This window comes from Bradyrhizobium sp. HKCCYLS20291, from assembly GCF_051167715.1.
In the GTDB taxonomy this organism is placed as follows: domain Bacteria; phylum Pseudomonadota; class Alphaproteobacteria; order Rhizobiales; family Xanthobacteraceae; genus Bradyrhizobium.
In genome coordinates this window covers 52,011-76,000 of sequence record NZ_JBNPTO010000005.1, presented here as the reverse complement: position 1 = coordinate 76,000, position 23,990 = coordinate 52,011, and the positions used below count along the sequence as shown (strand labels likewise).

At 65.3% G+C, this 23,990-nt stretch carries 22 protein-coding genes; 17 read left to right on the top strand and 5 right to left on the bottom strand.

Going from position 1 to position 23,990, the window contains the following annotated elements:
* Positions 1–58: 58 nt before the first annotated feature.
* The 9 genes from ACQR07_RS13310 to ACQR07_RS13270 all read left to right on the top strand — a co-directional run bounded on the left by ACQR07_RS13310 (position 59) and on the right by ACQR07_RS13270 (position 10,088).
* The gene (locus tag ACQR07_RS13310) at positions 59–2,371 is read left to right on the top strand and encodes a Tex family protein (RefSeq protein WP_434902738.1); all 2,313 of its coding nucleotides are present in this window, start codon (positions 59–61) and stop codon (positions 2,369–2,371) included.
* Between the two features lie 134 nt (positions 2,372–2,505).
* Positions 2,506–3,150: a nucleoside-diphosphate sugar epimerase gene (locus ACQR07_RS13305; RefSeq protein ID WP_434902737.1), complete on the top strand. Its 645-nt coding sequence runs from the start codon at positions 2,506–2,508 to the stop codon at positions 3,148–3,150.
* 301 nt (positions 3,151–3,451) lie between these two features.
* The gene (locus ACQR07_RS13300; protein ID WP_434902736.1) at positions 3,452–4,528 is read left to right on the top strand and encodes a cytochrome-c peroxidase; all 1,077 of its coding nucleotides are present in this window, start codon (positions 3,452–3,454) and stop codon (positions 4,526–4,528) included.
* A gap of 14 nt (positions 4,529–4,542) precedes the next feature.
* Entirely contained in the window at positions 4,543–4,866 is a 324-nt protein-coding gene (locus tag ACQR07_RS13295) for a cupredoxin domain-containing protein (RefSeq protein WP_434902735.1), read from the top strand.
* Positions 4,867–4,885: 19 nt separating this feature from the next.
* Positions 4,886–6,544: a methyl-accepting chemotaxis protein gene (locus ACQR07_RS13290; protein ID WP_434902734.1), complete on the top strand. Its 1,659-nt coding sequence runs from the start codon at positions 4,886–4,888 to the stop codon at positions 6,542–6,544.
* Between the two features lie 88 nt (positions 6,545–6,632).
* A complete protein-coding gene (locus tag ACQR07_RS13285; protein ID WP_434902733.1) occupies positions 6,633–7,316 on the top strand; it encodes an alpha/beta hydrolase family protein in 684 nt (227 codons plus the stop codon).
* A 136-nt stretch (positions 7,317–7,452) separates the two neighbouring features.
* A complete protein-coding gene (locus ACQR07_RS13280; protein WP_434902732.1) occupies positions 7,453–8,454 on the top strand; it encodes an ABC transporter substrate-binding protein in 1,002 nt (333 codons plus the stop codon).
* 37 nt (positions 8,455–8,491) lie between these two features.
* On the top strand, positions 8,492–9,265 hold the full coding sequence (locus ACQR07_RS13275) for an ABC transporter ATP-binding protein (protein ID WP_434902731.1): 774 nt from the start codon (positions 8,492–8,494) through the stop codon (positions 9,263–9,265).
* A complete protein-coding gene (locus tag ACQR07_RS13270; RefSeq protein ID WP_434902730.1) occupies positions 9,258–10,088 on the top strand; it encodes an ABC transporter permease in 831 nt (276 codons plus the stop codon). Before ACQR07_RS13275 ends, ACQR07_RS13270 begins: the two co-directional genes overlap by 8 nt.
* Positions 10,089–10,093: 5 nt before the next feature.
* Here the strand turns inward: ACQR07_RS13270 and gtdA are convergent, their stop codons facing one another.
* Positions 10,094–11,131: a gentisate 1,2-dioxygenase gene (gene gtdA / locus ACQR07_RS13265; RefSeq protein WP_434902729.1), complete on the bottom strand. Its 1,038-nt coding sequence runs from the start codon at positions 11,129–11,131 to the stop codon at positions 10,094–10,096.
* 100 nt (positions 11,132–11,231) lie between these two features.
* On the opposite strand from gtdA, the gene maiA reads away from it, so the two are divergent.
* Complete coding sequence (gene maiA, locus ACQR07_RS13260) at positions 11,232–11,864, top strand: maleylacetoacetate isomerase (protein ID WP_434903070.1); 633 nt, start codon at positions 11,232–11,234, stop codon at positions 11,862–11,864.
* Positions 11,854–12,363, top strand: coding sequence for a MarR family winged helix-turn-helix transcriptional regulator (locus ACQR07_RS13255; RefSeq protein WP_434902728.1), 510 nt, complete (start codon positions 11,854–11,856; stop codon positions 12,361–12,363). Before maiA ends, ACQR07_RS13255 begins: the two co-directional genes overlap by 11 nt.
* Positions 12,364–12,401: 38 nt before the next feature.
* Here the strand turns inward: ACQR07_RS13255 and ACQR07_RS13250 are convergent, their stop codons facing one another.
* From ACQR07_RS13250 to ACQR07_RS13240, 3 genes are all read right to left on the bottom strand, one after another.
* Positions 12,402–14,015 carry a benzoate-CoA ligase family protein gene (locus tag ACQR07_RS13250; protein ID WP_434902727.1) on the bottom strand — a complete coding sequence of 538 codons (1,614 nt, stop codon included), beginning with the start codon at positions 14,013–14,015 and terminating at the stop codon, positions 12,402–12,404.
* The gene (locus ACQR07_RS13245; protein WP_434902726.1) at positions 14,012–15,151 is read right to left on the bottom strand and encodes an FAD-dependent monooxygenase; all 1,140 of its coding nucleotides are present in this window, start codon (positions 15,149–15,151) and stop codon (positions 14,012–14,014) included. The genes ACQR07_RS13250 and ACQR07_RS13245 overlap by 4 nt, the downstream gene beginning before the upstream one ends.
* 80 nt (positions 15,152–15,231) lie before the next feature.
* The gene (locus ACQR07_RS13240; RefSeq protein WP_434902725.1) at positions 15,232–16,218 is read right to left on the bottom strand and encodes a RimK-like protein; all 987 of its coding nucleotides are present in this window, start codon (positions 16,216–16,218) and stop codon (positions 15,232–15,234) included.
* Between the two features lie 288 nt (positions 16,219–16,506).
* Between ACQR07_RS13240 and ACQR07_RS13235 the strand changes: the two genes are divergently transcribed.
* The 6 genes from ACQR07_RS13235 to ACQR07_RS13210 all read left to right on the top strand — a co-directional run bounded on the left by ACQR07_RS13235 (position 16,507) and on the right by ACQR07_RS13210 (position 22,653).
* Positions 16,507–17,280, top strand: coding sequence for a ferredoxin--NADP reductase (locus tag ACQR07_RS13235; protein WP_434865349.1), 774 nt, complete (start codon positions 16,507–16,509; stop codon positions 17,278–17,280).
* Positions 17,281–17,490: 210 nt separating this feature from the next.
* On the top strand, positions 17,491–19,056 hold the full coding sequence (locus tag ACQR07_RS13230) for an acyl-CoA synthetase (RefSeq protein WP_434902724.1): 1,566 nt from the start codon (positions 17,491–17,493) through the stop codon (positions 19,054–19,056).
* 243 nt (positions 19,057–19,299) lie between these two features.
* The gene (locus tag ACQR07_RS13225) at positions 19,300–20,925 is read left to right on the top strand and encodes an FMN-binding glutamate synthase family protein (protein ID WP_434902723.1); all 1,626 of its coding nucleotides are present in this window, start codon (positions 19,300–19,302) and stop codon (positions 20,923–20,925) included.
* Between the two features lie 81 nt (positions 20,926–21,006).
* Entirely contained in the window at positions 21,007–21,708 is a 702-nt protein-coding gene (locus ACQR07_RS13220) for an RNA polymerase sigma factor (RefSeq protein WP_434902722.1), read from the top strand.
* Between the two features lie 96 nt (positions 21,709–21,804).
* Positions 21,805–22,326: a DUF4142 domain-containing protein gene (locus ACQR07_RS13215; protein ID WP_434902721.1), complete on the top strand. Its 522-nt coding sequence runs from the start codon at positions 21,805–21,807 to the stop codon at positions 22,324–22,326.
* A 9-nt stretch (positions 22,327–22,335) separates the two neighbouring features.
* Positions 22,336–22,653: a cupredoxin domain-containing protein gene (locus ACQR07_RS13210; protein WP_434902720.1), complete on the top strand. Its 318-nt coding sequence runs from the start codon at positions 22,336–22,338 to the stop codon at positions 22,651–22,653.
* 26 nt (positions 22,654–22,679) lie between these two features.
* On the opposite strand, the gene ACQR07_RS13205 is transcribed toward ACQR07_RS13210, so the two are convergent.
* Positions 22,680–23,981 carry an ABC transporter ATP-binding protein gene (locus tag ACQR07_RS13205; RefSeq protein WP_434902719.1) on the bottom strand — a complete coding sequence of 434 codons (1,302 nt, stop codon included), beginning with the start codon at positions 23,979–23,981 and terminating at the stop codon, positions 22,680–22,682.
* Positions 23,982–23,990 lie beyond the last annotated feature (9 nt).

Here is a 23,990-nt window from a genome sequence, read left to right as displayed (position 1 = left end):
GCTGGCGCGCGTGCACTCCTATCCCTTCAGCCCCCGTCACGAATCTCGGAAGAACACCGTGTCGAATTTTGCCTCCATCATCGCCGCTGAGCTCTCCGTCCGCGATGCCCAGGTTCAAGCCGCAATCGATCTGCTCGACGGCGGTGCGACCGTTCCGTTCATCGCGCGCTACCGCAAGGAAGCAACCGGCATGCTGGACGATACGCAGCTGCGTAACCTGGAGGAGCGGCTGCGCTATCTTCGTGAGATGGATGCGCGGCGCACCGCGATCATCGAGAGCATCAAGTCGCAGGGCAAGATGACGCCGGAGATCGAGCTGGCGCTGGCGACCGCCGACACCAAGGCGCGCCTGGAAGACATCTACTTGCCGTTCAAGGAGAAGCGCCGCACCAAGGCGCAGATCGCCAAGGAGGCCGGGCTCGAGCCGCTCGCCGACATGCTGATCGGGGACCCGATGAAGGCGCCGGAAGTCGAAGCGAAGGCGTTCATCAAGAAGGATGGCGACAATCCGGTCAAGGACGTCAAGGCCGCGCTCGAAGGCGCCCGCGCGATCCTGGTCGAGCGTTTTGCCGAGCACGCCGACCTCGTCGGCTCGTTGCGCGAGGAGATGTGGACCCGCGGCGCCGTGAAGTCGTCGGTGCGCCATGGCAAGAAGACCGAAGGCGCCAAGTTCGCCGACTACTTCGACTTCGCCGAGCCGTTCAGCAAGCTGCCCTCGCACCGCATCCTGGCGATGCTGCGCGGCGAGAAGGAAGAGGTGCTGCAGCTCGATTTCGGTGACGGCGAGCCGGAGGATTCGAAGGACCCGTCGCTGTACGAGAACCGCATCGCGGTGACCTTCGGCATCTCGCGGCAGGGGCGCCCGGCCGATCAGTTCCTGTCCGACTCCGTGCGCTGGGCCTGGCGCACCCGAATCAAGACCTCGCTCGCGCTCGATGTCCGCATGCGCCTGTGGCAGGAGGCCGAGAAGGAGGCGGTGCGCGTGTTCGCGGCGAACCTGCGCGATCTCCTGCTCGCTGCGCCCGCCGGCGGCCGCGCCACGCTCGGGCTCGATCCGGGCTTCCGCACCGGCGTCAAGGTCGCGGTCATCGACCGCACCGGCAAGTTCGTCGATCATGCCACGATCTATCCGCACGAGCCGCAGCGGCAGTGGAACGAGAGCATGCTGACGCTCGCGCAGCTCTGCATCAAGCATCGCATCGATCTGGTCGCGATCGGCAACGGCACGGCGTCGCGCGAGACCGAGAAGCTGGTCAACGATCTGATGAAGCTGAAGCCGGACTTGAAGCTGACCAAGGCGATCGTGTCGGAAGCAGGCGCGTCGGTGTATTCGGCGTCGGAGTTCGCCGCGAAGGAATTTCCCAATCTCGACGTCTCGATCCGCGGCGCGGTGTCGATCGCACGCCGTTTGCAGGATCCGCTCGGCGAGCTCGTCAAGGTGCCGCCGGCCTCGATCGGCGTCGGCCAGTATCAGCACGACCTCAACCAGTATGAGCTGGCGCGCGCGCTCGATGCCACCGTCGAGGATTGCGTGAACGCCGTCGGCGTCGATCTCAACACGGCCTCCGCCCCGCTGCTGGCGCGGGTGTCCGGCATCGGCGAAACGCTGGCGCAGAACATCGTCGCGCATCGTGACGCCAACGGCCCGTTCCCGACGCGTGACAAGCTCAAGGAGGTGCCGCGGTTGGGTCCGAAGGCGTTCGAGCAGTGCGCCGGCTTCCTGCGCATCCGCGACGGCGACAATCCGCTCGACGCCTCCGGCGTGCACCCGGAAGCCTATCCGGTCGTGAAGAAGATCCTCGAAGCGACCAAGAGCGACATCAAGGTGCTGATCGGCGAGACCAAGACGTTGAAGGCGCTGAATCCGGCGAAGTTCGCCGACGAGCGCTTCGGCGTGCCCACCGTCACCGACATCATCAAGGAGCTGGACAAGCCCGGCCGCGATCCGCGCCCCGAGTTCAAGACTGCGACGTTCCAGGAAGGTGTCGAGAAGATTACCCATCTCAAGCCGGGCATGATCCTGGAGGCGACCGTCACCAACGTCGCTGCCTTCGGCGCCTTCGCCGACATCGGCGTGCACCAGGACGGCCTGATCCACATCTCGGCGATGTCCGAGAAGCGCATCAACGACCCGCGCGAGGTGGTGAAGCCGGGCCAGGTCGTGAAGGTGAAGGTGCTCGACGTCGACGTGCCGCGCAACCGCATCTCGCTGACCTTGCGGCTGTCAGATCCGTTGCCGGAGAAGGGCGAGAAGCGCACCAGCGCGCGACCGCCGGCGGGGGCGCGCATGACCACGCGCGAAGAAAAGCCGTCGGGCGGCGCGTTCGCCGCGGCGATGGCCAAGGCCGCGGAGCGGCGCAAGGGCGCCTGATCCCGTCCACAGCGACCTCCTGCCGCGGAATGGGTGCAAGTTCCGCGGCCGGAACCAAAAAACGTCGAGACGCCTTCCGGATCGACCTCTCGATGCCTAGCTCTCTCGTCAGGCGCGCCGCGTGAGGACTGGGGATGGCAAACCGCATTGTGATCATCGCTGGAGCGACAGGCCTAGTCGGCCGCGAGCTTCTTCGCGGCCTGCTCGCCGATCCCTCCGTCGATCATGTTCACGCCGTGGGCCGCCGGTCGCCGCCGGTCGAGTCACCCAAGCTGACGGCCCATGTCGTGAACTTCGCCGCGCTGCCGTCGCTGCCTGCGGCCGACGAGCTCTATCTGGCGCTCGGCACCACCATCAAGGTCGCCGGCAGCCAGGCCGCCTTCCGCGCCATCGATCACGATGCCAATCTCGCCATCGCCAAGGCCGCGCTGGCGTCCGGCACAAAGCGTGTCGGGCTGGTCAGCGCGATGGGCGCTGATGCCAAGTCGAGCATCTTCTACAGCCGCGTGAAGGGCGAGCTCGAGGATGAGCTGACAGCGCTGCCGTTCGCGGGACTGGTCATCGCACGGCCGTCTTTGCTCGTGGGGACCCGAGCGGAGCTCGGCCAGCCGACCCGGCCGGGCGAGGAATGGGGCACGGTGCTCAGCAACCTCCTGGGCTTTCTGATCCCGCCGAACTACAAGCCGATCAAGGCCGCCGACGTTGCGCAAGCGCTGCTCTCGGCCGTTCCCCGCGCCGCAGGGACGACAGTGCTGCTCTCCGGGACGATGCGCAAATAGTTCCCGCTCCGCACCTTGCGGACCGAGCCATTGCTGCTCATTTTCTGAAAATCGAAATCGCCGCCGCGGCAGGTTCGTTGTGCGTTGCCATTCGGCGCTCGGCCGAGCATCATGGCTCTTGCGTTCGCATCGGGGGACCACCTTACGTGTGCGAACTCATTAGTTTCACTAATCCCGTAGTTTTCCGGCGGTACAACGTCGAGGTCGATCAAGTTTTCCTTAATTCGAAGCAGGTGTCATCGCTGAAGCTCAACCGAATGATTCCAGCGTTCGCAGTCGCAAAGAAATCTCAGGAAAACCGATGATGCCGCGCAGCCTCACAGCTCGATCTCTCTCGCTCGGCTCTGCCCTTGCCCTCATCGTCGGATTCACCAGCGCGGGGCTCGGCGCCGCCCTGGTCGGCGAAACCAAGCAGGTCACGTTGCAGCAGAAGGGACCGTCCAGCACGGATTCGCTGAAGGCGCTGTATCGCCGTCCGACGACCATCCCCTTTCCGAAGGACAACGCCTACACGCCGGAAAAGGCGGCCCTCGGCAAGAAGCTGTATTTCGACCCGCGGCTGTCGATCTCCATGGCGCAGTCCTGCGCAAGCTGCCACAGCCCGAGCTATGGCTGGGGCGATGGCATGGCGGTCGGCATCGGTAACGGGATGCACAAGCTCGGCCGGCATTCGCCGACCATCGTCAATGCGGCCTGGGGCGCGATCTTCATGTGGGACGGCCGGCTGGCAAACCTGGAAGAGCAGGCACTCGGACCGATCCAGGCGGCCGGCGAGATGAACATGCCGCTCGATCAGCTGATGGAGCGGCTGAACACCATACCGGAATACAAGCCGCTGTTCGAAGCGGCCTTCGCCAAGGAAGGCATGACGCCGAAGACGCTGGCCAAGGCGATCGCGACCTACGAACGGACCGTCGTGTCGGATCGGGCGCCGTTCGACGCCTGGATCGACGGCGACGAAAAGGCGATCTCGGAAGACGCCAAGCGCGGCTTCGCGCTGTTCAACGGCAAGGCCCAGTGCATGACCTGTCACGAAGGCTGGAATTTCACCAATGACGGCTTCCAGGACATCGGGCTTCCGAGCAAGGACGTCGGCCGTGGCGAATACGCCCCCGGCGTCATCAAGATGCAGCACGCGTTCAAGACGCCGGGGCTGCGCGAGATCACGCGCCGCGCGCCGTTCATGCACGACGGCTCGCTGGCGACGCTCGAACAGGTCGTCGATCACTACGATGGCGGCGGCGTCGAGCGGCCGAGCCGCTCTGACCTGATGCGTCCGCTCGGGCTGACCGCGCAGGACAAGTCCGACCTCGTTGCGTTCCTGAAAACCCTCTCCAGCAATCTCACCCCGACGGCCGCCCCGGTGCTGCCGCGCTAACAAGGGAATTGAACATGTATCAAGCACGAGCCGCCATCGCCCTCGCCGTCGTCGCGGGCCTGTCCACCGGCGCGCTGGCCGCGACCGAGGTGATCCATCAGCAGGGGCGCGTCTTCTCGTCCGAGAGCGTCACCGTGAAGAAGGGCGATGCCCTGACCTTCCTGAACGACGACACGATTCCGCACAACATCATGTCCGCCAGCAAGGGCAACGAGTTCAATCTCGGCTCCCAGGCGCCGGGCGCGTCCACCGACGTCACGTTCAAGGAAACCGGCGATGTCGCCGTCATCTGCGCGATTCACCCGCGCATGAAGATGATGGTCAAGGTCGTCGACTAAGCTTTCGGAGCAGCTCAAAATGTCGATCCGGTTGAGGATCCTCGCGGTCCTGAGCATCATGCTCACATTGGCTGGTGGCCTGGCGCTCTATGGTCTGCGCGGGATCACCTCGGCCGGCGATCTCGTGGTCCGCCTCTATGACGGGCCACTCATGGCGATCAATCACGCCCGTTCGATCCACTCGGAACTGAATGCCGCGCTGCTGGTGCTGAGCCGCGCGGAGACGGTGGGGACGTCCAAGACGACGGCGGACAAGTTCGAAAAGCTCACCAAGGCCATGTCCGAAGATCTCGACATCGTCCGTGAGCGCGTCAAATCGAGCAGCGTCGATGCCGCGCGGGACCAGGCGGCAAAGAAGCTGCGCGACTGGTCCGATGCTGCGCTCAAGATCCTCAAGCCTGCGCCGGAGGGCGTCACCGAAATTCCGACCGGCTTCATGCTGAGCAAGCTGGGCAACGAGGCGCTTGCGAGCGTCGACGACCTGGTCGAGCTGGTGGCTGCTTACGGCTACGAGTATCGCGTCCAGGCCGAGGCTCACGTGGCGGATTCCCGCACGATGATGATGACGGCGTCGGGTGCGACGCTGGTGCTGGGCATCCTGCTCGCGCTCGGCTTCGCCTACTCGCTGAGCCGCCCGATCATCTCGCTGGAGAAGGCGATGATCCGTCTGGCGGACGGCGATTTCGACGTCGTTCTCCCGGGCGTGCGGCGCAAGGACGAGATCGGCCATGTGGCGCGCGCCGTCGAACGCTTCAAGCGGCTCGCCGCAGAGCGGGCGCAGCGCGAGGCGGAGGAGAAGCTCGAGCAGGACCATCGCACGTCCGAGCTGCGCAAGGCCGACATGCGTCGCTTGGCCGATACATTCGAGCAGGCTATCGGAGAAATCGTCAGAACGGTTTCGGCGACATCGGACACGCTGGAATCCTCGGCGACCAATCTGACGGGGACCGCCGACCGCGGCCGCGAACTCGCCGAAGTCGTCGCCGGCGCCTCTGAGCAGGCGTCCAGCAACGTCCAATCGGTGGCTTCCGCCACCGAGGAGCTGTCGTCCTCGGTGAACGAGATCAGCCGTCAGGTGCAGGAGTCTGCGCGCATGGCAGGCGAAGCTGTCGATCAGGCGCGCACCACCACCGATCGCGTGGGTGAGCTGTCGAAGGCCGCCAACCGCATCGGCGATGTCGTCGAGCTGATCAACGCCATCGCGGGCCAGACCAATTTGCTTGCGCTCAACGCGACCATCGAGGCGGCGCGGGCCGGTGAGGCTGGCCGTGGCTTTGCCGTCGTCGCGTCCGAGGTGAAGGCGCTTGCCGAGCAGACGGCGAAGGCGACCGGCGAGATCGGCCAGCAGGTCGCGGGTATCCAGGCAGCGACCCATGAGTCGGTGAGTGCGATCAGTCAGATCAGCTCCACCATCGAGCGTCTGTCGGAAGTGTCCTCGACCATCGCCTCGGCGGTGGAAGAGCAGGGTGCGGCAACGCAGGAGATCTCGCGCAACATTCAGCACGCCGCCCACGGCACCCAGCAGGTGTCGTCGAACATCACCGACGTCAAGCGTGGCGCCGCCGACACGGGGCAGGCCTCGTCCAACCTGCTGTCGGCAGCCAAGTCGCTGGCCAATGACAGCAAGCGGCTGCGAACCGAGGTCGACCGCTTCCTCGCGACGGTCAGGGCCGCTTGATCCGGATGCAGCGCTGCCGGTTCGGCGACGCTGCAGCGGACCGGGCAGATCTGTTGACGGGACGGGAGGCGTGGCCCAAAAGCCGGGCATGACTGAGCATCAACCGCGTTCTCTCGCCATTCCGGTCGACGGCGCAGGCTCCGTATCCGCGCTGCTCATCGTGCCCTCTCGCCCGCGCGCCTGCTTCGTGTTCGCGCACGGCGCCGGCGCCGGCATGACGCACGCGTTCATGCAGCAGATGGCCGAAGCCTTGGCCGCGCACGGCATCGCAACGCTGCGCTTCCAGTTTCCCTACATGGAAAAAGCCAGCAAGCGCCCCGACCCACCCGCGCTCGCCCAGGCCACGGTGCGCGCCGCGGTGGCGGAGGCCGCGAGGCTCTGTCCGGGGATACCGCTGATCGCCGGTGGCAAATCGTTCGGCGGCCGCATGACGTCACAGGCGCAGAGCCTGCAGCCGCTGCCCGATGTCGTCGGGCTGGCATTTGTCGGCTTTCCGCTGCATCCCGCCGGAAAGCCCTCCGCGGCGCGCGCCGACCATCTCGACGCGATCGAGGTCCCGATGCTGTTTCTCCAGGGCACGCGCGACAAGCTGGCGGAGATGGAGCTGCTCGAACCAGTCGTGAAGCGGCTGGGACGACGCGCCACGCTGCACTGCATCGCACAGGCCGATCATGCCTTCCACGTGTCCGCGCGCTCGGGCAGGGATGATCGGCCTGTCATGGCGGAACTGGCGCAGGCATTCGCATCGTGGCTGGACGCCGCTGGTGTCTGAGCGAAGCCTCGGGAGAGCACGTCGCCTGGCTGCCGACCTCCTGGAAAATTTGCCGCGACATTGGCCCGGAAATATTGCAACAAGTCCGCAGCCCCTTGGAGGGAAGTCTCCGGGCGGCCGGATCTTGGAGAGTTCGATGTTGCGATACGTAAGCGTCATGTTCGCGGCGATTCTGGCGTTGGTGCCGATGTCCACCGCTCAGGCCGATGACGCCAAGCTGCGGATCGGCGTTCTCAGGCTGTCCTCGTCGGCGCCGGTCTTCATTGCGCTCGACAAGGGGTATTTCCGCGAAGCCGGCCTGGACGTGGAGCTGAAGTTCTTCGATGCGGCGCAGCCGATCGCGGTGGCGACCGCGACGGGCGATGTCGATGTCGGCGCTACCGGGTTCACGGCGGGACTGTACAATCTTGCCGGCAAGGGCGCGCTGAAAATCATCGCCGGCATGAGCCGTGATCGCGCTGGCTTTCCGCTGAACGGATATTTCGCCAGCAACAAGGCCTATGAGGCCGGTCTCAGAACACCGAAGGACATTGCGGGCAAGCGCGTGGCCGTGACCCAGGTGGGGTCGAGCTTCCATTATTCGGTCGGGCTGCTCGCCGACAAATACGGTTTCAAGCTGTCCGACGTGAAGATCGTGCCGCTGCAGTCGATGTCCAACATGGCCGCTGCGCTCAAGGGCGAGACCGTGGATGCGGCGCTGATGCCGATCTCCGTCGCGCGCAAGCTGGTGGAGGAGGGGGCGGTCAAACATATTGGCTGGGTCGGCGACGAGACGCCGTGGCAGGTCACCGGCGTGTTCGCGGGCCCGAAGACCCTGGCCAATGCCGCAGCGGTGACGAAACTGCTCGCGTCGCTGCAGCGCGCCGAGCGCGAGTACCACGACGTCGTGCTGGCCTCGGTGAAGGACGGCTACGCTGCCGTCAACGACAAGACGAAGCCGCTGCTCGAGATCATCGGCAAGTACACCAATCTTTCCGTCGAGCAGGTGGTCGGCAACTGCTCCTACGTCGATCCCGATGGCAAGCTCGACGTGAAGGACATCGACAGCCAGATCAAATGGCTGCAGGCGCAGGGTTTCGCGGACCAGGGCTATGACGCGGCGGCGATCATCGCGAAGGACTATGTGAAGCCAGATTGATCGCGGAAGCCAGCGGAACCTCAGCGGTGCGTTCGACATGGACCTGATCGCCGACACCATCAGCCATCGCTTCGAGGCGCTCGACGTGCTGCATGAGGTCTCGTTCTCCGTCGGCCCGGGCGAGGTGGTCGCGATCGTCGGGCCCTCCGGTTGCGGCAAGAGCACGCTGTTGGCGATCCTCGGCGGGCTGCTGCAGCCGACGGCCGGACGGGCGCAACTGCGCGGCGCGCCACCGGATGGCTGCCTCAATCCTCTGACATTCGTGTTCCAGGATTTCGCCTTGCTGCCCTGGGCGAGCGTCGAAGACAATGTCGGCTTCCCGCTGCTGCACACCGCGTTATCAGCGCAACAGCGCCGCGCCGCGGTCGACGACGCCTTGCGGCGCACCGGATTGATCGATTTCCGCGCCGTCTATCCCAGGCAACTGTCGGGCGGCATGCGCCAGCGGGTCGGCATTGCGCGGGCGCTCGCCGTCCGGCCGGCGATCCTGCTGATGGACGAGCCGCTGTCGGCGTTGGACTCGCAGACGCGCGAGCTGCTGATGGAGGACTTCGTCGATCTGCTCGCGGATGGGGCGATGGGCGCGGTCTACGTGACGCACAATCTCGAGGAGGCTGTACGGCTCGCCGACCGCATCGTCGTGCTGTCACGCCGTCCCGGCCGCATCCGCAAGGTCGTCAGCATTTCGATCGGCCGCCGTGAGCGCGGCAGCCCCGCAGCCCGCGCGCAGCTATTGGACCTGCAGAACGAGCTCTGGGCACTGATCCGGACTGAAGCGATCGATGCCGAGCGCGAGGTCCAGCATGCTTGACCGCGTACCAAAGGTCGCACCACCGGTGACCGACGCGGGCGCGGCGCGGCCGGTCCGCTTCCGCGGCGGCGGCTTTACACCGGCTGCGAGCCGCTGGGCGGGCCTGCTCGCGCTCGCCGCGGCGCTCGGGCTGTGGCAGCTCATCGGCAGTCTTGCCCTAATCAATCCGTTGTTCCTGCCGACGCCGCTCGGGATCCTGCGCGCGCTGTATCGGCTCGCCGAGACCGGCGCGTTGTGGCAGCACGTCTCGGCATCACTGCTGCGCATCCTCCCGGGATGGGCGCTCGGAACGGCCTCGGGCATCGCTGTAGGCTTCGCGATCGGTCTGTGGCGCGTCGCGCGCAGCGTTGGCATCACATTCGTTTCGGCGCTGTTTCCGATTCCGAAGATCGCCGTACTGCCCTTGCTGATTCTTTGGCTCGGGATCGGCGAGCAGCCGAAGATCGCGACCATCGCGCTCGGCGTGTTCTTCTCGACGACCATCTCGGTCTACAGCGGCGTCGACGCGGTGCCGCGCAACCTGATCCGGATGGCCCAGAGCTTCGACGTGCCGTTTCCGCTGATCGTCCGCAAGGTGATCTGGCCGGGCGCCTTGCCATCGATCCTCGCCGGCTTCCGCATCACCGCCTCGGTGGCCCTGATGCTGGTAGTCTCGGCGGAGATGATCGGCGCCGAGACCGGCATCGGCACATTCGTGCTGCAGGCCGGCAACCTGATGCAGACCGACCAGCTGATGGCGGGGATCCTGCTGCTGTCGCTGTTCGGCCTCGCCGTCGGCCGGCTGATCAGCCTGCTTGAGGCGCGCCTGCTGCACTGGCGCTGAAGCCCTCAGGCATTGCCGCGATCTTCCCGGAACAGATCGAGCTTCTCCTGCACCGGGCGGTCCGAGAACGAGAACAGCACGGCCTCCTCGTCAGCCTCGTGGCTGACCCACTGCCAGCTCGGGACGACGAACAGATCACGCGGCCCCCATTCGAAGACCTGGTCGCCGATGCGACTGCGCCCCTTGCCTTCGATCGCGGTGAACACCGTCGCGTCAGTCGATCGATAGCGGGCGGTCTTGAAACCCTTCGGCAGCAGCTGGATGAAGGTGCCGATCGTCGGCATGGCAAAGTCGCCGCTCTCCGGATTGGAGAACTTCAGCTTCAATCCATGGCACGCATCCCACGCCTCGCCGCGCTTGGCGCTCTCCAGCGCCTCGCGCGTGTAGGAATACGGATAGCTGAAGATCGGCGAGGTTCGCGATTTGCGCTTGGCATCGACCGGCAGCAGATTGTGGCCGTAGCGCGCGAAGCTGTCTCCCGAGGGACGTGCGACCTTCTGCTGATCCTCCTGGGATCCTTGCGCAAACGAGGCATCGAGGAACTGCACCAGGGGAATGTCGAGGCCGTCGAGCCAGAACATCGGCTCGGAGGTTTCGTTGCCGTGATCGTGCCACGTCATCGATGGCGTGATGATGAAGTCGCCCGGCTCCATCAGCGTGCGCTCGCCTTCGACGGTCGTGAAGGCGCCCTTGCCCTCAAGCACGAAGCGCAGCGCCGACTGGCTGTGGCGATGGGCGGGCGCGATGTCGCCCGGGATCACCATCTGGATGCCGGCATAGAGCGAGGTCGTCACCTTGGACTGCCCGCGCAGGCCGGGATTTTCCAGGATCAGCACGCGGCGCTCGGCCTCCTTGGCCGTGATCAGCCGTCCGGCCTCGATCATGTAGTCGCGGATCGCCGCGAACTGCCACAGATGCGGACGGCAGGCGCTCTTCGGCTCGGGCGTGATGAGATCGCTCATGACAGTCCACAGCGCGGTCATGTTCTCGCCGTCGATCTTCTTGTAGAACGCCTCGCGCTCCGGGGTCGAAACTGCGGCCATGCACGCCTCCCGATCAGATGTCGTTATTAATTGACAGTATACTGTCAATTCGCTTACCGTCAATCGCAACCAAGGCTGTCATTTCGGGAGGAGTGCCATGATGAAGCTGCACGGCTATTTCCGCAGCAGCGCATCCTATCGCGTCAGGATCGCGTTGAACCTCAAAGGGCTCAAGGCGGAGCATCTGCCGCATCATCTCCGCAAGGGCGAGCAGCGCGCGCCCGCCTATCTCGCCCTCAATCCGCAAGGCTTCGTTCCGGCGCTGGAGGACGACAGCGGCGCAACGCTGATCCAGTCGCTCGCCATCATCGAATGGCTCGACGAGACTCACCCCGAGCCGCCACTGCTGCCCAAGGATGCCTTGCGCCGTGCCAAGGTCCGCGCGTTCGCGCAGGTGCTGGCCTGCGATACGCATCCGGTCCAGAACCTGAAGGTGCTGGCGCGGCTGCGTGAGCTCGGCCTGCCCGAGGACAAGGTCACGGCCTGGGCGGGCTGGGCCAATCGCGACGGCCTCGCAGCCTGTGAGGCGCTGATCAAGCATGAGCCGGGCCCGTTCTGTTTCGGCGCCACCCCGAGCCTGGCCGATCTCTGCCTGGTGCCGCAGCTCGGCAATGCGCGTCGCTTCGGCGTCGACGTTGCGGCCTTCCCGCGTCTGCTGCAGGCCGAAGCCGCTGCCAAGGCAATGCCGGCTTTCGCGAATGCAGCGCCGGAGCGCCAGCCCGATGCCGAGTAGGCCGCCCGAAATCACGATGGACGCGGTCTACACCAAGCCCGGCTATCTGTTCCGGCGCATGCAGCAGATCGCGGTTTCCATCTTCGTCGAGGAGTGCCGGGATTTCGACCTGACGCCGGTGCAATACGCCGCGCTGGTCGCGATCCAGAATCATCCCGGCATCGATGCGACCCGGCTGTCTGCCGTGATCGCCTTCGACCGCTCCACGCTCGGCAGCGTGATCGAGCGGCTCGAGGCCAAGGGCCATGTCGAGCGCAAGCCGTCGGCCGAGGACAAGCGGGTCAAGCTGCTCTATCTGACCAAGGCGGGTGCTGCGCTGCTGCGCGCGATCATGCCTTCGGTCGACCGTGCGCAGGCGCGGATGCTGGCGCCGCTCAAGGCCGCAGACCGGAAGACGCTGATGGCGTTGCTGTCGCAGCTCGTGGATCTCAACAACGAGGTCTCGCGCGTGCCGTTGCGCGCCGAGGATGCGCTGGAGCATCTCGGCAAGGCCGGCTGATCGCCGGCTTCTGCGGTCGAATGGCGGGACGCTCGTCCTCACAGCCGCATCACCGCCTGACGGTCGATCTTGCCGGTGCCGGTCTTCGGCAGTTCGTCGATGAAGACGATCTCACGCGGATATTTGTAAGGCAGCAGCTTGGTCTTCACGTAGTCCTGCAGCGCCTTGGTCATGGCCGGCTCGTCGTACGACGCGCCATTGGTCACGACGACCGCCTTGAGGCTCATGCGTCGGTCGGACAGCTCATGCGCGAACACGGCGCATTCCCGGATGTCCGGGTGCTCGGCAAGGCAGAGTTCGACCTCCAGCGGATAAACCCACTGCCCGGAGATCTTGATCAGATCATCGGCGCGGCCGCGGAAGAAATGAAAGCCGTCGATATCGCGGACGAAGCGGTCGCCGGTGTAGATCCATCCGCCGTCGCGGATCGTCTCTGCAGTCTTGTCCGGCCGGTTCCAGTACAGCGGCGTATTGGAGTCGCCGCGAACCCAGAGAATGCCTTCTTCACCGGTCGCGACGTCATGACCGTCCTTGTCGCGGAGTGCGATCTCGTAGCCGGGCACGCGCAGGCCGGCCGCGCCGAGCTTCTTCCGGTCCTCCCGGTTGGAGAGGTAGACATGCAGCACCTCGGTCGAACCGAGGCCTTCCACGATCTCCAATCCCGTCAGACTCTTCCAGCCGTTGAAGACCTCGGCCGACAGCACCTCCGCTGCGGAGACCGACAAACGCAGTGATGAGAAGTCGGTCTCTCTCGCTCCGTCGGCCTTGGTCAGCGACGTGTAGAGCGTCGGCAGGCCGAAGAACACGGTGGGCCGGAAGCGGGTGATGGCGTCGAAGATGACCGCGGGCTTCGGCTGGCCCGGCACCAGCAAGGTCGTCGCGCCGGCGGTGAACGGGAAGGTGATGGCGTTGCCGAAGCCGTAGGCGAAGAAGATCTTCGGCACCGAGAAGCAGATGTCGTCGGGTTTCAGCCGCAGCACGTTCCTCGCGAACGCCTGCTCGCTATAGGCCATGTCGTGCTGCAGATGGACGATGCCTTTCGGGCGCCCGGTCGAGCCCGAGGAGTACATCCAGAACGCCATCTCGTTGCGATGCGTGTCGGCTTCGTCCAATTGATCGGCGAAGCCATGCAGCCACTCAGCGCCTGCATGCGTCGCCGGCGCAGCCGTTGCCGGCACCGTGCCGTTGACGACGATGAGCGTCTGCAGCGCCGTATCCGCGCAAGCCTGCGCGTCGAATCGTCCGGCGAACTCGGCATCCGCGACCGCGACCTTGGCGCCGGAATCGGCGAGATAGAACTGCAGCAGGTCCGGCGGTGTCAGCGTGTTGATGAGCAGCGGCACGAAGCCGGCGCGGACCGCGCCGAAGAACGCAGCCGGATAGGCCGGCGTATCGTCCAGGAACAGCAGCACACGGTCGCCGCGGGCGAGACCGAGCGAGGCGAGGCCGTTGCCCCAGCGGCACGCATCAGCGCACAGCTCCGCATAATTGCGCTCACCGGCCGGGCCGATCAGCGCGAGCTTGTTGGCATTGCCCCTTTCGAGATTGTCGAACAGTACGCGGCTGGCATTGTAGCGCACGGGGATCGCAAACCCGATCTCGCGCGCGCCGGCACTGTCGAAAGGAACATGATCGGCAATCTCGTTTGTCATGCCCGGCCTCCCTGGTCGCGGGACGCTGCGTAGCGCGCCATGAATTGCGGCGCCATCATCCGCAGCCTGTTGTCGTCGATCCGGCCGGAGCGCGTGATGTAGCTGTAGGCGAAATCCATCAGGCTGAGCTTCATATGTGACGGAAACTGCTCGTACCAGTCGGCGCTGGTGCGTGCAGCCTTCACCAGCTTCTTGACGATCGGCTGCCGCTCCGCCTGGTAGCGGGCGAGACCGTCCGACAGACTGCTTTCGGCATCGAGCGCCTTGGCGAGCGCGATCGCGTCCTCGATGGCCAGCCGTGTTCCGGAGCCGATCGAAAAATGCGCGGTGTGAAGCGCATCACCGATCAGCACCATGTTCCGGTGCCACCAATGCTCGTTCCAGACCCAGGGGAAATTGCGCCACACCGACCGGTTGGACACCAGGGCGTGGCCGTCGAGCGTATCGGCAAACACCTGCTCGCAGATGCGCCGGGATTCGTCGACCGACATCTCGGCGAAGCCATAGGCCTGCCACGTCGCGCGGTCGCATTCGACCAGAAACGTGCTCATGTCGGGCGCGTAACGGTAGTGGTGCGCGTTGAAGGTGCCGCGCTCGGTCGACACGAAGGTCTGCGACAGCGTTGGAAAGGTCTTGCTCGTGCCGTACCAGGCGAACTTGTTGCTGGAATAGGACACGGAGAAGCCGAAATCGCCTTCGAAGCTGCGACGGACCAGCGAGTTCAGCCCATCCGCGGCAACGATGAGGTCGTAGCCCTGCAGCTGGTCCAGGGACTGGATGGTCGTGCCGTAACGGGCGATGACGCCGACGCTCTCGGCGCGGGCCTGCAGCAGCTTGAGCAGCTCGAGCCGGCCGATCGCGGAGAAGCCGACGCCATCGATCTCCACGCTTTCGCCGCCCAGATTGAGCGTGATGTTGCGCCAGCTCTCCATCCTCGGCGCGATCGCGTCGACGGTGTCGGGATCGTCGGCGCGCAGGAACTCCAGCGCCTGGTCGGAGAACACGACGCCAAAGCCCCAGGTCGCGCCGGCCGGGTTCTGCTCGAACAGATCGACCGTTGCGGCCGGATGCCGCTTCTTCCAGAGATAGGCGAAATACAGCCCGCCAGGGCCGCCGCCGAGCACGGCGATACGCAAGGACGTTCTCCCGATTGACAGTATACTGTTTAATTTGGGTCGGAGCCTAATCCCTCCTTGTGATCGAGGCCAGAGAAATTTTATTGCCGATTCTGATCGGATGAGCTTTGCGTCGGGTCACCGGGCGGCTTTCCGAAGATCGCGTCCAGCGCGGCGACGTAGGCGCGCTCGACCAGCTCCGGCGCATGTCGGCCGAGCGTCTCCATCTTCACGCCGGAATTGATTTCGAGCACCCGCCAGCTGCCGTCAACCTGCACCACGTCCACCGACGCATAGCGGATGCCGATCGCGCGTGCCGCCGCGGCGGCCAGCGCGGCGCAGTCGCTTCGCGGCGCGCCCTCGCCGAGCAGGACCGGGTGGGCGCCGAATTCGAGATTGTGCCGCCAGCTCAGCAGGCGCTGCTCGCCCTCGGGGACCACCGCATCCAGCGTCGGCACTTCGAACTCCTCTGCGAGACGCCGCAGCAGCTGCGCATGTTGCCGAGGTGACACCGATGCGAGCGCGAGGTGGCGCAGCGATCGAACGCCGTCTCCGATCACGACCGGTCGCTGCTTGCGATAGACGATCAGCGGCGCCTCATCGAGCAGGATGACCCGGACCTCATCCGCGATCTCCAGCAGCGGCGCGATCGCGACGCTGGCGCCGGTCTCGACAATGGAGCTGATCGCTTGTCGTAGTTGAGCAGGAGTCGTCGCTCGCGTCACGCCACGGCCCGATGTCCCTTCATTGGGCTTCACCACCAAGCCGTTCGGATGCTCGTCGAGCAGAGGCAGAATGGACGCCCACGCAGGCGTGCCTTCGCCTGTCAGCGCTGGCGCCAGGACGAACGAATGCGGGACCACGGGAACCGCGGCGGCTTTCAGCAGAGCTGCAGTGGCGGCCTTGTCGCAGGCAATTCTGTGCGCCACCGCACTGTTCAGGCCGAGGTCATAACCGAAGATCAGGTGACGCCGGGTGGCGTCCTCGAGCACCAGCAGCCAGCCATCCTCCCGGATATCGAGACGAATGCCGCGGCGGCTGCAGTAGCGGCTGACGGCGGCGAGCTGGAGGCGTGGATGGTTAATCATTGCTCAAGAATTGGGCCGATGGCTGTGGAATTAAAGTGCTTCAAGACGAGATCTTGGGCAAGTAAATTACCCGGACCGTTTGTATACGAACGATTGGCGGATCGAGGCCGCCGAGCGCGGGTTTGGCATGCGTTTGATCGTGATCAATGGTGCATCCATGCGGGTTGATTATTTGCTGTTTTCACGTACATCAGGCGCGAAATCCCCTGGATCCATAGGGTTTTTGCGATCCCTGCCACGTCACGACTTGTTTCTTCCATTCTCAGCCCACGTGAAAAAACAAACGACATGAGCGCGTTCTATAAAGAGAAAGTTCTTTCCGTTCAGCACTGGACGGACACGTTGTTCTCCTTCCGGGCGACCCGCGACGCGGGCTTCCGCTTCCAGAATGGCCAGTTCGCGATGATCGGCCTCGAGGTCGAGGGCCGCCCGCTGCTGCGCGCCTACAGCATGGCGAGCGCCAATCACGAGGAGGAGCTGGAGTTCTTCAGCATCAAGGTGCAGGACGGTCCGCTGACCTCCCGGCTGCAGCAGATCAAGGAGGGTGATACCATCCTGGTCGGCCGCAAGGCCACGGGCACGCTGATCCCCGACAACCTGCTGCCCGGCAGCCGGCTGCTGCTGCTGTCGACCGGAACCGGCCTGGCGCCGTTCGCCAGCCTGATCAAGGACCCCGACGTCTACGAGCGCTTCGAGAGCATCGTGCTGGTCCATGGCTGCCGCCAGGTCGCCGAGCTCGCTTATGGCGAGAGCGTCGTCGCCAAGCTGCGCGAGGACGAGCTGTTCGGCGAGCTGCTCGAAGGCAAGCTGCACTACTACCCGACGGTCACCCGCGAGCCGTTCCGCAACCGCGGCCGCATTACCGACCTGATCACGTCGCAGCAGCTGTTCGACGATCTCGGCCAGCATGCGCTCGACATCGCCAAGGACCGCATCATGATGTGCGGCAGCCCGGCGATGCTGGACGAGCTCAAGACCATGTTCGAGTCGCGCGGCTTCCTCGAGGGCAGCGGCAACCAGCCGGGCCACTTCGTGATCGAGAAGGCGTTCGTCGAGCGCTGAGCCGCCGGTCATCCGGATCCGAGATTTGTGAAGGAGCGCCTCGACGCAATCGGGGCGCTTTTTTCGTTGGCAATATCCTCCTTGCACCGGTCCGAGGGGCCGTGCGATTTTCGACCGCAGAACCGGACCTTCAGACGTCCGGCGCGCGACAGGGAGGGGACTTGGATTGCCCGCCGGGCGGCCATCCCCGCGACAACAAGGGGAACGGCCATGGATTTCATCGTTCGCAGGCAGACGCTCGGTGACCTCCTGCGCCGGAGCGCGGCGCGCACCCCTGGCAAGACCGCGGTGATCTGCGGCGAGACCAGCTGGACCTACGCCGAATTCAACGCCGTCGTCGACCGCCTCGCGGCCGGCCTGGCCGGCCGCGGCGTCGGCAAGGGTGAGCGCGTCGCCATTCTCGCCCGTAACTCGCATGCCTTTGCCGCCCTTCGTTTCGCGCTGGCGCGACTCGGCGCGGTGCTGGTGCCGATCAACTTCATGCTCAAGCCCGAGGAGGTCGCCTACATCCTCAAGCATGCCGGCGCGCGGCTGCTCGCGACCGACAGCGGCTTTGCCGGTGTCGCGCGCGCCGCCAAGGCGCTGGTACCGGCGGTCGAGCAACTGATCTGGCTGCCGTCGGAAGGCCCGAGCGAGCAGCAGACCGACATGATCGATTTTGCCGAGCTTGCAGCCTCGACTGCCGCGGTGCCTGCGGTCGAGATTGCCGGCAGCGACGTGGCGCAGATCGTCTACACCTCGGGCACGGAGTCGCTGCCGAAGGGCGCGATGCTGACGCATGATGCGGTGATCTGGCAGTATGTCAGCTGCGTGGTCGACGCAGGCATCGCGGCCGATGACGTCACGCTTCACGCGCTGCCGCTGTATCACTGCGCGCAACTCGACGTGTTCTTCGGTCCATCGATCTATGTCGGCGCCACCAACATCATCACCGCGTTTCCGACGCCGGACAATCTGCTGCCGCTGATTGCGAAATATCGCATCACTTCGTTCTTTGCTCCGCCGACGGTGTGGATCTCGATCCTGCGCTCGCCGCTGTTTGAGACCACTGACGTTTCGACCCTGCGCAAGGGCTATTACGGCGCCTCGATCATGCCGGTCGAGGTGCTGCGCGAGCTGGCGCAACGGCTGCCCAAGGTGCAGCTGTGGAATCTCTACGGCCAGACCGAGATCGCGCCGCTGGCGACGATGCTGGGGCCCGACGATCAGCTGCGCAAGCCCGGCTCTTGCGGCCGTGCCGTGCTCAACGTCGAGACCCGCGTGGTCGATGACGACATGAATGACGTCGCGCCGGGCGAGGTCGGCGAGGTCGTGCACCGCTCGCCGCATCTGATGCTCGGCTACTTCCACGACGACGAGCGCACCGCCGCGGCCTTCCACGGCGACTGGTTCCACTCCGGCGATCTCGCGACCATCGACGAGGAGGGCTACATCACCATCGTCGACCGCAAGAAGGACATGATCAAGACCGGTGGCGAAAACGTCGCCAGCCGCGAGGTTGAGGAGGCGCTGTATCTGATCCCGGAGGTGTCCGAGGTCGCCGTCGTCGGCCTGCCGCATCCGCGCTGGGTCGAGGCGGTCGTGGCGATGGTGGTCGTCAAGTCCGGCTGCGAGCTCACCGAGGAGGCGCTGCTCAAGCAGGCGTCGAGCCGGCTGGCCTCGTTCAAGACGCCGAAGCGCGTCGTGTTCGTTGATGCGCTGCCGAAAAACCCGAGCGGCAAGCTGTTGAAGCGGCAGTTGCGCGAGGCGCATTCTGGCCTGTTCGCGGAGGGCTGAGGCATCGCGGAACGGCCGGGTCAAGTGCCCACCCGGGTAGGGCCGACGGCCGGCGGATCCGCTAGAATGTGACGTCGCCAGCACGCCGAGCTCAAGGACGTTGTGGCACCCGGGTCGATAGCCGCAGGCTATCGACGATGTGATACCTTCGATGGTCAATCGGCGCGCGCCTGTGTAACGATAACTTCGTGATGCGCGTAATACCGTCATCGCTGACCGTCCACGATCCGCCCGGGGCTTCATATGGACAAGCTGCTGCTTCCGTTCTCGCCGCGCTACATCGTGCTGACGATGTGCGCCACGGCGACCGCCTTGCTGCTCATCCTCGGCATCTTCGACCGCAAGATCTTCGATATCATTCTCGTTCCGCTGCTGATCCTCGGCGCGCTGACCCTGCTCGGCGTTCGCGACCTGCTGCAGAAGAGCCACGCGGTGCTGCGCAACTACCCGATCTCCGCGCACCTGCGCTTCATCCTCGAGGAGATCCGGCCGGAGATGCGGCAGTATTTCTTCGAGAGCGAGAAGGACGGCATGCCGTTCTCGCGCGACACCCGCGCGGTTGTCTATCAGCGCGCCAAGATGGTGCTCGACAAGCGCCCGTTCGGCACCCAGGAGGACGTCTATCGCGAGGGCTATGAGTGGATGCACCATTCGGTCTCGCCCAAGCCGCATGCCGAGGAGAAGTTCCGAATACAGATCGGCGGCCCCGACTGCGCCAAGCCGTATTCGGCTTCGGTGTTCAACATCTCGGCGATGAGTTTCGGGGCGCTCAGCCCGAACGCGGTGCGCGCGCTCAACGGCGGCGCCAAGCGCGGCCACTTTGCGCATGATACCGGCGAAGGCGGCTTCAGCCCGTATCATGCCGAGATGGGCGGCGACATCATCTGGGAGATCGGCTCCGGCTATTTCGGCTGCCGCCATCGTGACGGCAGCTTCGATCCCGACGCGTTCGCGCGCGTGGCGGCGACGGAACAGATCAAGATGGTCGAACTCAAGATCAGCCAGGGCGCCAAGCCGGGCCATGGCGGTGTGCTGCCCGCGGCGAAGGTGTCCGAGGAGATCTCCAAGATCCGCGGCGTTTCGATGGGCGAGGACTGCATCTCGCCGCCGGCGCATCGCGCGTTCTCGACGCCGATCGGCATGATGCAGTTCATCGGCGAGATGCGTCGGCTGTCGGGCGGCAAGCCGGCCGGCTTCAAGCTGTGCATCGGCCATCCCTGGGAGTTCCTGGCGATCTGCAAGGCGATGCTGGAAACCGGCATCTATCCCGATTTCATCGTGGTCGACGGCAACGAAGGCGGCACGGGTGCGGCGCCGCTGGAATTCATGGACCATCTGGGCATGCCGATGCGCGAGGGCGTCAACTTCGTGCACAATGCGCTGGTCGGAATGAACATCCGCGACCGCGTCAAGATCGGTGCCTCTGGCAAGATCGCCACCGCCTTCGACATGGCGCGCGCGATGTCGATCGGCGCCGACTGGTGCAATTCCGCCCGCGGCTTCATGTTCGCGCTCGGCTGCATCCAGTCGCTGAGCTGTCACACCGACCGCTGCCCCACCGGTGTCGCAACGCAGGATCCGACCCGCGCTCGGGCGCTGGTGGTTCCGCACAAGATCGACCGGGTCTACAACTACCATCACGCCACCCTGCATGCGCTGACCGAGCTGCTCGCGGCCGCCGGCCTGGAGCATCCGCAGGACCTGCGTCCGATCCACTTCTCGCAGCGGACGTCGACTACCGAAGTGTCCTCCTTCGCAAGACTCTATCCGTCGCTGCGGCCGGGTGAACTGCTCGACGGCACCCAGGACGTCCGCTTCCGTGACGCCTGGGCGATGGCGCGCCCGGATACGTTCGCGGCGGTGCAGTAAGGCGCCCAGCGCAATCTTTTTTGGGAACCTCTGCGGCCGAATTCCATCTAAGCCATGCGTGCTCAGTTGGGATAATCGACGATGTCTTGGACGACGACGAATTGGACCACGGCGAACACAGCGTCCGCGGCGGCCGGCCCGGAGGATGACCTGATCCAGCGGGCGAAGGCTCGCGACGAGATGGCCATCCGCGCCATCCTGCAGGCCAACAACCGCCGCCTGTTCCGGATCGCCCGCGGCATCCTGCGCAACGACAGCGAGGCGGAGGACGTCGTGCAGGAGACCTATGTGCGCGCGCTCACCCATCTGGACGAGTTTCGCGGCCAATCCAGCCTGTCGACCTGGCTCGTCCGCATTGCGATGAACGAGGCGATGGGACGGCTGCGTGGACAGCGCCCGATTTTGCCATTGGATGGCCGGCGAGACGACAGGCCGGCGGCCGAGGTGATCCAGTTTCCCTCCACGGCCAGTGATCCGGAGAAGTCCGTGGCGCAGCGTCAGATCCAGTCCGTCGTCGAGCGGGCCATCGATGAATTGTCCGAGCCGTTTCGCTTGGTGTTCATCGCCCGCGTGATCGAGGAGATGAGCATCGAGGAGACGGCGGATCTGCTCGGGCTGAAGCCCGAGACCGTCAAGACGCGCCTGCATCGCGCCCGCGGCATGTTGCGCGAGAATGTCGAGAAGGAGATCGGCCCCGTGCTGCTGGACGCGTTTCCCTTCGCAGGGCCCCGCTGCGAGCGCCTCACCGACGCGGTGCTCGCGCGTCTCGGAATTCCGAACTGAAAATTTCCGGGAACGTCGGCCCTGGTTTTTCATCCAATCCCTGTGCAGCCATTCACGCGCCGGCGACGAGATCCGGCGACACAGGAGATGAAAGCCATGTTCAAGCAACTCGGCACGACGATCGCCGTGCTCTGCCTCTCCAGCAGCGTCGCGCTGTCGCAAGGCGCCAAGCCCAGCGATCCGCAGATCGCCCATATCGCCTACACGGCCGGTGAGATTGACATCAAGGCGGCGAAGCAGGCGCTGGACAAGGCCAGCAGCAAGGAGGTCAAGGAGTTCGCGCAGGGCATGGTGCGCGACCACGAGGCGGTCAACAAGCAGGCGCTCGATCTCGTCAAGAAGCTGAAGGTCACGCCCGAGGATAACGACACCAGCCGCGCGCTGTCGAAGCAGGCGAGCGAGAAGCTCACCGAACTCGGCAAGCTGAAGGGGGACGCGTTCGACAAGGCGTATATCGCCAACGAGGTTGCCTACCACAAGACGGTGAACGGCGCGCTGGAAACCCAGCTCATTCCGTCGGCGAGCAATTCGGAGCTGAAGGAGCTGTTGCAGACGGGGCTTAAGCTGTTCCAGGGGCACGAGCAGCACGCCGAGCATGTCGCGGCCGATCTGAAGTAGGACGCGACGATGCTGCCGGGACGTCTCGCTCTCGTGACTGTGGCCGTGCTTGCGACGGTGAGCGTTCCGGCGCGCGCGGCCACGATCCGCGTTACGATCGACAAGCTCGCGTTTTCGCCGGCCTCGGTCTCGGCCAAGGTCGGCGACACCGTCGAATGGGTCAACAAGGATGCGCTGGCGCATACGGCCACCGCGCGCAATGGCGACTTCGATGTCGCACTGCCGCCGAGCAAGACGGTGAGCTCGGCGCTCAAGAAGGCGGGCATGGTCGAGTACTATTGTCGCTTTCATCCCAACATGAAGGCGACCCTGACAATCGCGCCGTGAGGCCCGGAGGCTCGATGCCCGAAGGCTCAATGCGGGTTCTCCAGGCTGAACGTCTCCGACTGCTCGTCATAGGCGAACAGCTCGGCGTAGCGGCCCCATGACACGATGGTGTGCAGCGTCTCGTCGGCGTAGTGCTCGGACATGTAGTCCTCGAGCTCGATGCGGAAGCGCGCGGCCGGGGCGGCGTGGGAGGGGCGATCGTCGAGCACGCGGCGGATCAGTCCCATCAACGGCACGTTCTCCATCAGATGCTGCGCGAACAGCTTCTTGCGGTCGTCGGTCTCGAGATGGGCGAACCGCCGCCCGGCCTCGGTCAGGGTCAGGTCGCCTTCGCTGAGCTGGGCGAAGCGCAGCAGCTGCAGCGCCTCGGCCAGTGGAAAGATCTCGTCGACCTCGAGCTGCAGATGGCCCGCCAGCACCGGCAGGTCGGCATGCCCGTTATAGGGTTCGCCGGCGAGCGTCTCGATCAGGCCCGAGATCGAGTTCGACGACACATGGTTGAGCACCATGCCGACACCCGCGCTCGCGGTGCTCGGCAGCTTCGGCTCCGGCCGCTGCGTCATCCGCGCGTAGAGGCTGTCGACCAGCAGGCGGAACGCCGGATCGAGCCGGTTGCGCGGATGCGGCAGGTCGACCTTGAACTCGGCGGCGACGCGGCCGGGGTTGGACGAGAACACCAGGATGCGGTCGCACATCAGCACGGCCTCCTCGATGTTGTGCGTCACCATCAGCACCGATTTGATCGGCAGCCGTCCGTCGGTCCAGAGGTCGACAAGGTCGGTGCGCAGCGTTTCCGCCGTCAGCACGTCCAGCGCCGAGAACGGCTCGTCCATCAGCAAAAGGTCGGGATGCACGACCAGCGCCCGGGCGAAGCCGACGCGCTGGCGCATGCCGCCGGACAGCTCCTTCGGAAACGCGGATTCGAAGCCGTCGAGTCCAATCAGGTCGATCGCGGCCAGCGCGCGCTTGCGCCGCTCGGCGCTGTCGATGCCGAGCGCCTCCAGGCCGAGCTCGACGTTCTGCAGCACCGTGAGCCAGGGAAACAGCGCGAACGACTGGAACACCATCGCGACGCCGCGCGGGGGACCGGCGATGATCTCGCCGCGGCAGCGCGCTTCGCCCGAGGACGGCGACACAAGACCCGCAATGATCCGCAGCAGCGTCGACTTGCCGGAGCCGGAGCGACCGAGCAGGCCGACGATCTCGCCGCCGCGAATGGTGAGGTCGACCTTCTCCAGCACGACGAGATCCTCGCCGCTGCCTTTCGGAAACAGCCGGCTGACGCTCTTGATCTCGATCAGCGAGGTGTCCTTGACCTGGTCGCGCATGACAATTCT

Excerpts from the sequence above, each read along its gene's own strand:
- ACQR07_RS13305 (WP_434902737.1), top strand. The coding sequence starts at position 2,506 with ATGGCAAACCGCATTGTGATCATCGCTGGAGCGACAGGCCTAGTCGGC.
- ACQR07_RS13300 (WP_434902736.1), top strand. The coding sequence starts at position 3,452 with ATGATGCCGCGCAGCCTCACAGCTCGATCTCTCTCGCTCGGCTCTGCC.
- ACQR07_RS13295 (WP_434902735.1), top strand. The coding sequence starts at position 4,543 with ATGTATCAAGCACGAGCCGCCATCGCCCTCGCCGTCGTCGCGGGCCTG.
- ACQR07_RS13290 (WP_434902734.1), top strand. The coding sequence starts at position 4,886 with ATGTCGATCCGGTTGAGGATCCTCGCGGTCCTGAGCATCATGCTCACA.
- ACQR07_RS13285 (WP_434902733.1), top strand. The coding sequence starts at position 6,633 with ATGACTGAGCATCAACCGCGTTCTCTCGCCATTCCGGTCGACGGCGCA.
- ACQR07_RS13280 (WP_434902732.1), top strand. The coding sequence starts at position 7,453 with ATGTTGCGATACGTAAGCGTCATGTTCGCGGCGATTCTGGCGTTGGTG.
- ACQR07_RS13275 (WP_434902731.1), top strand. The coding sequence starts at position 8,492 with ATGGACCTGATCGCCGACACCATCAGCCATCGCTTCGAGGCGCTCGAC.
- ACQR07_RS13270 (WP_434902730.1), top strand. The coding sequence starts at position 9,258 with ATGCTTGACCGCGTACCAAAGGTCGCACCACCGGTGACCGACGCGGGC.
- gtdA (WP_434902729.1), bottom strand. The coding sequence starts at position 11,131 with ATGGCCGCAGTTTCGACCCCGGAGCGCGAGGCGTTCTACAAGAAGATC.
- maiA (WP_434903070.1), top strand. The coding sequence starts at position 11,232 with ATGAAGCTGCACGGCTATTTCCGCAGCAGCGCATCCTATCGCGTCAGG.
- ACQR07_RS13255 (WP_434902728.1), top strand. The coding sequence starts at position 11,854 with ATGCCGAGTAGGCCGCCCGAAATCACGATGGACGCGGTCTACACCAAG.
- ACQR07_RS13250 (WP_434902727.1), bottom strand. The coding sequence starts at position 14,015 with ATGACAAACGAGATTGCCGATCATGTTCCTTTCGACAGTGCCGGCGCG.
- ACQR07_RS13240 (WP_434902725.1), bottom strand. The coding sequence starts at position 16,218 with ATGATTAACCATCCACGCCTCCAGCTCGCCGCCGTCAGCCGCTACTGC.
- ACQR07_RS13235 (WP_434865349.1), top strand. The coding sequence starts at position 16,507 with ATGAGCGCGTTCTATAAAGAGAAAGTTCTTTCCGTTCAGCACTGGACG.
- ACQR07_RS13230 (WP_434902724.1), top strand. The coding sequence starts at position 17,491 with ATGGATTTCATCGTTCGCAGGCAGACGCTCGGTGACCTCCTGCGCCGG.
- ACQR07_RS13225 (WP_434902723.1), top strand. The coding sequence starts at position 19,300 with ATGGACAAGCTGCTGCTTCCGTTCTCGCCGCGCTACATCGTGCTGACG.
- ACQR07_RS13220 (WP_434902722.1), top strand. The coding sequence starts at position 21,007 with ATGTCTTGGACGACGACGAATTGGACCACGGCGAACACAGCGTCCGCG.
- ACQR07_RS13215 (WP_434902721.1), top strand. The coding sequence starts at position 21,805 with ATGTTCAAGCAACTCGGCACGACGATCGCCGTGCTCTGCCTCTCCAGC.
- ACQR07_RS13210 (WP_434902720.1), top strand. The coding sequence starts at position 22,336 with ATGCTGCCGGGACGTCTCGCTCTCGTGACTGTGGCCGTGCTTGCGACG.
- ACQR07_RS13205 (WP_434902719.1), bottom strand. The coding sequence starts at position 23,981 with ATGCGCGACCAGGTCAAGGACACCTCGCTGATCGAGATCAAGAGCGTC.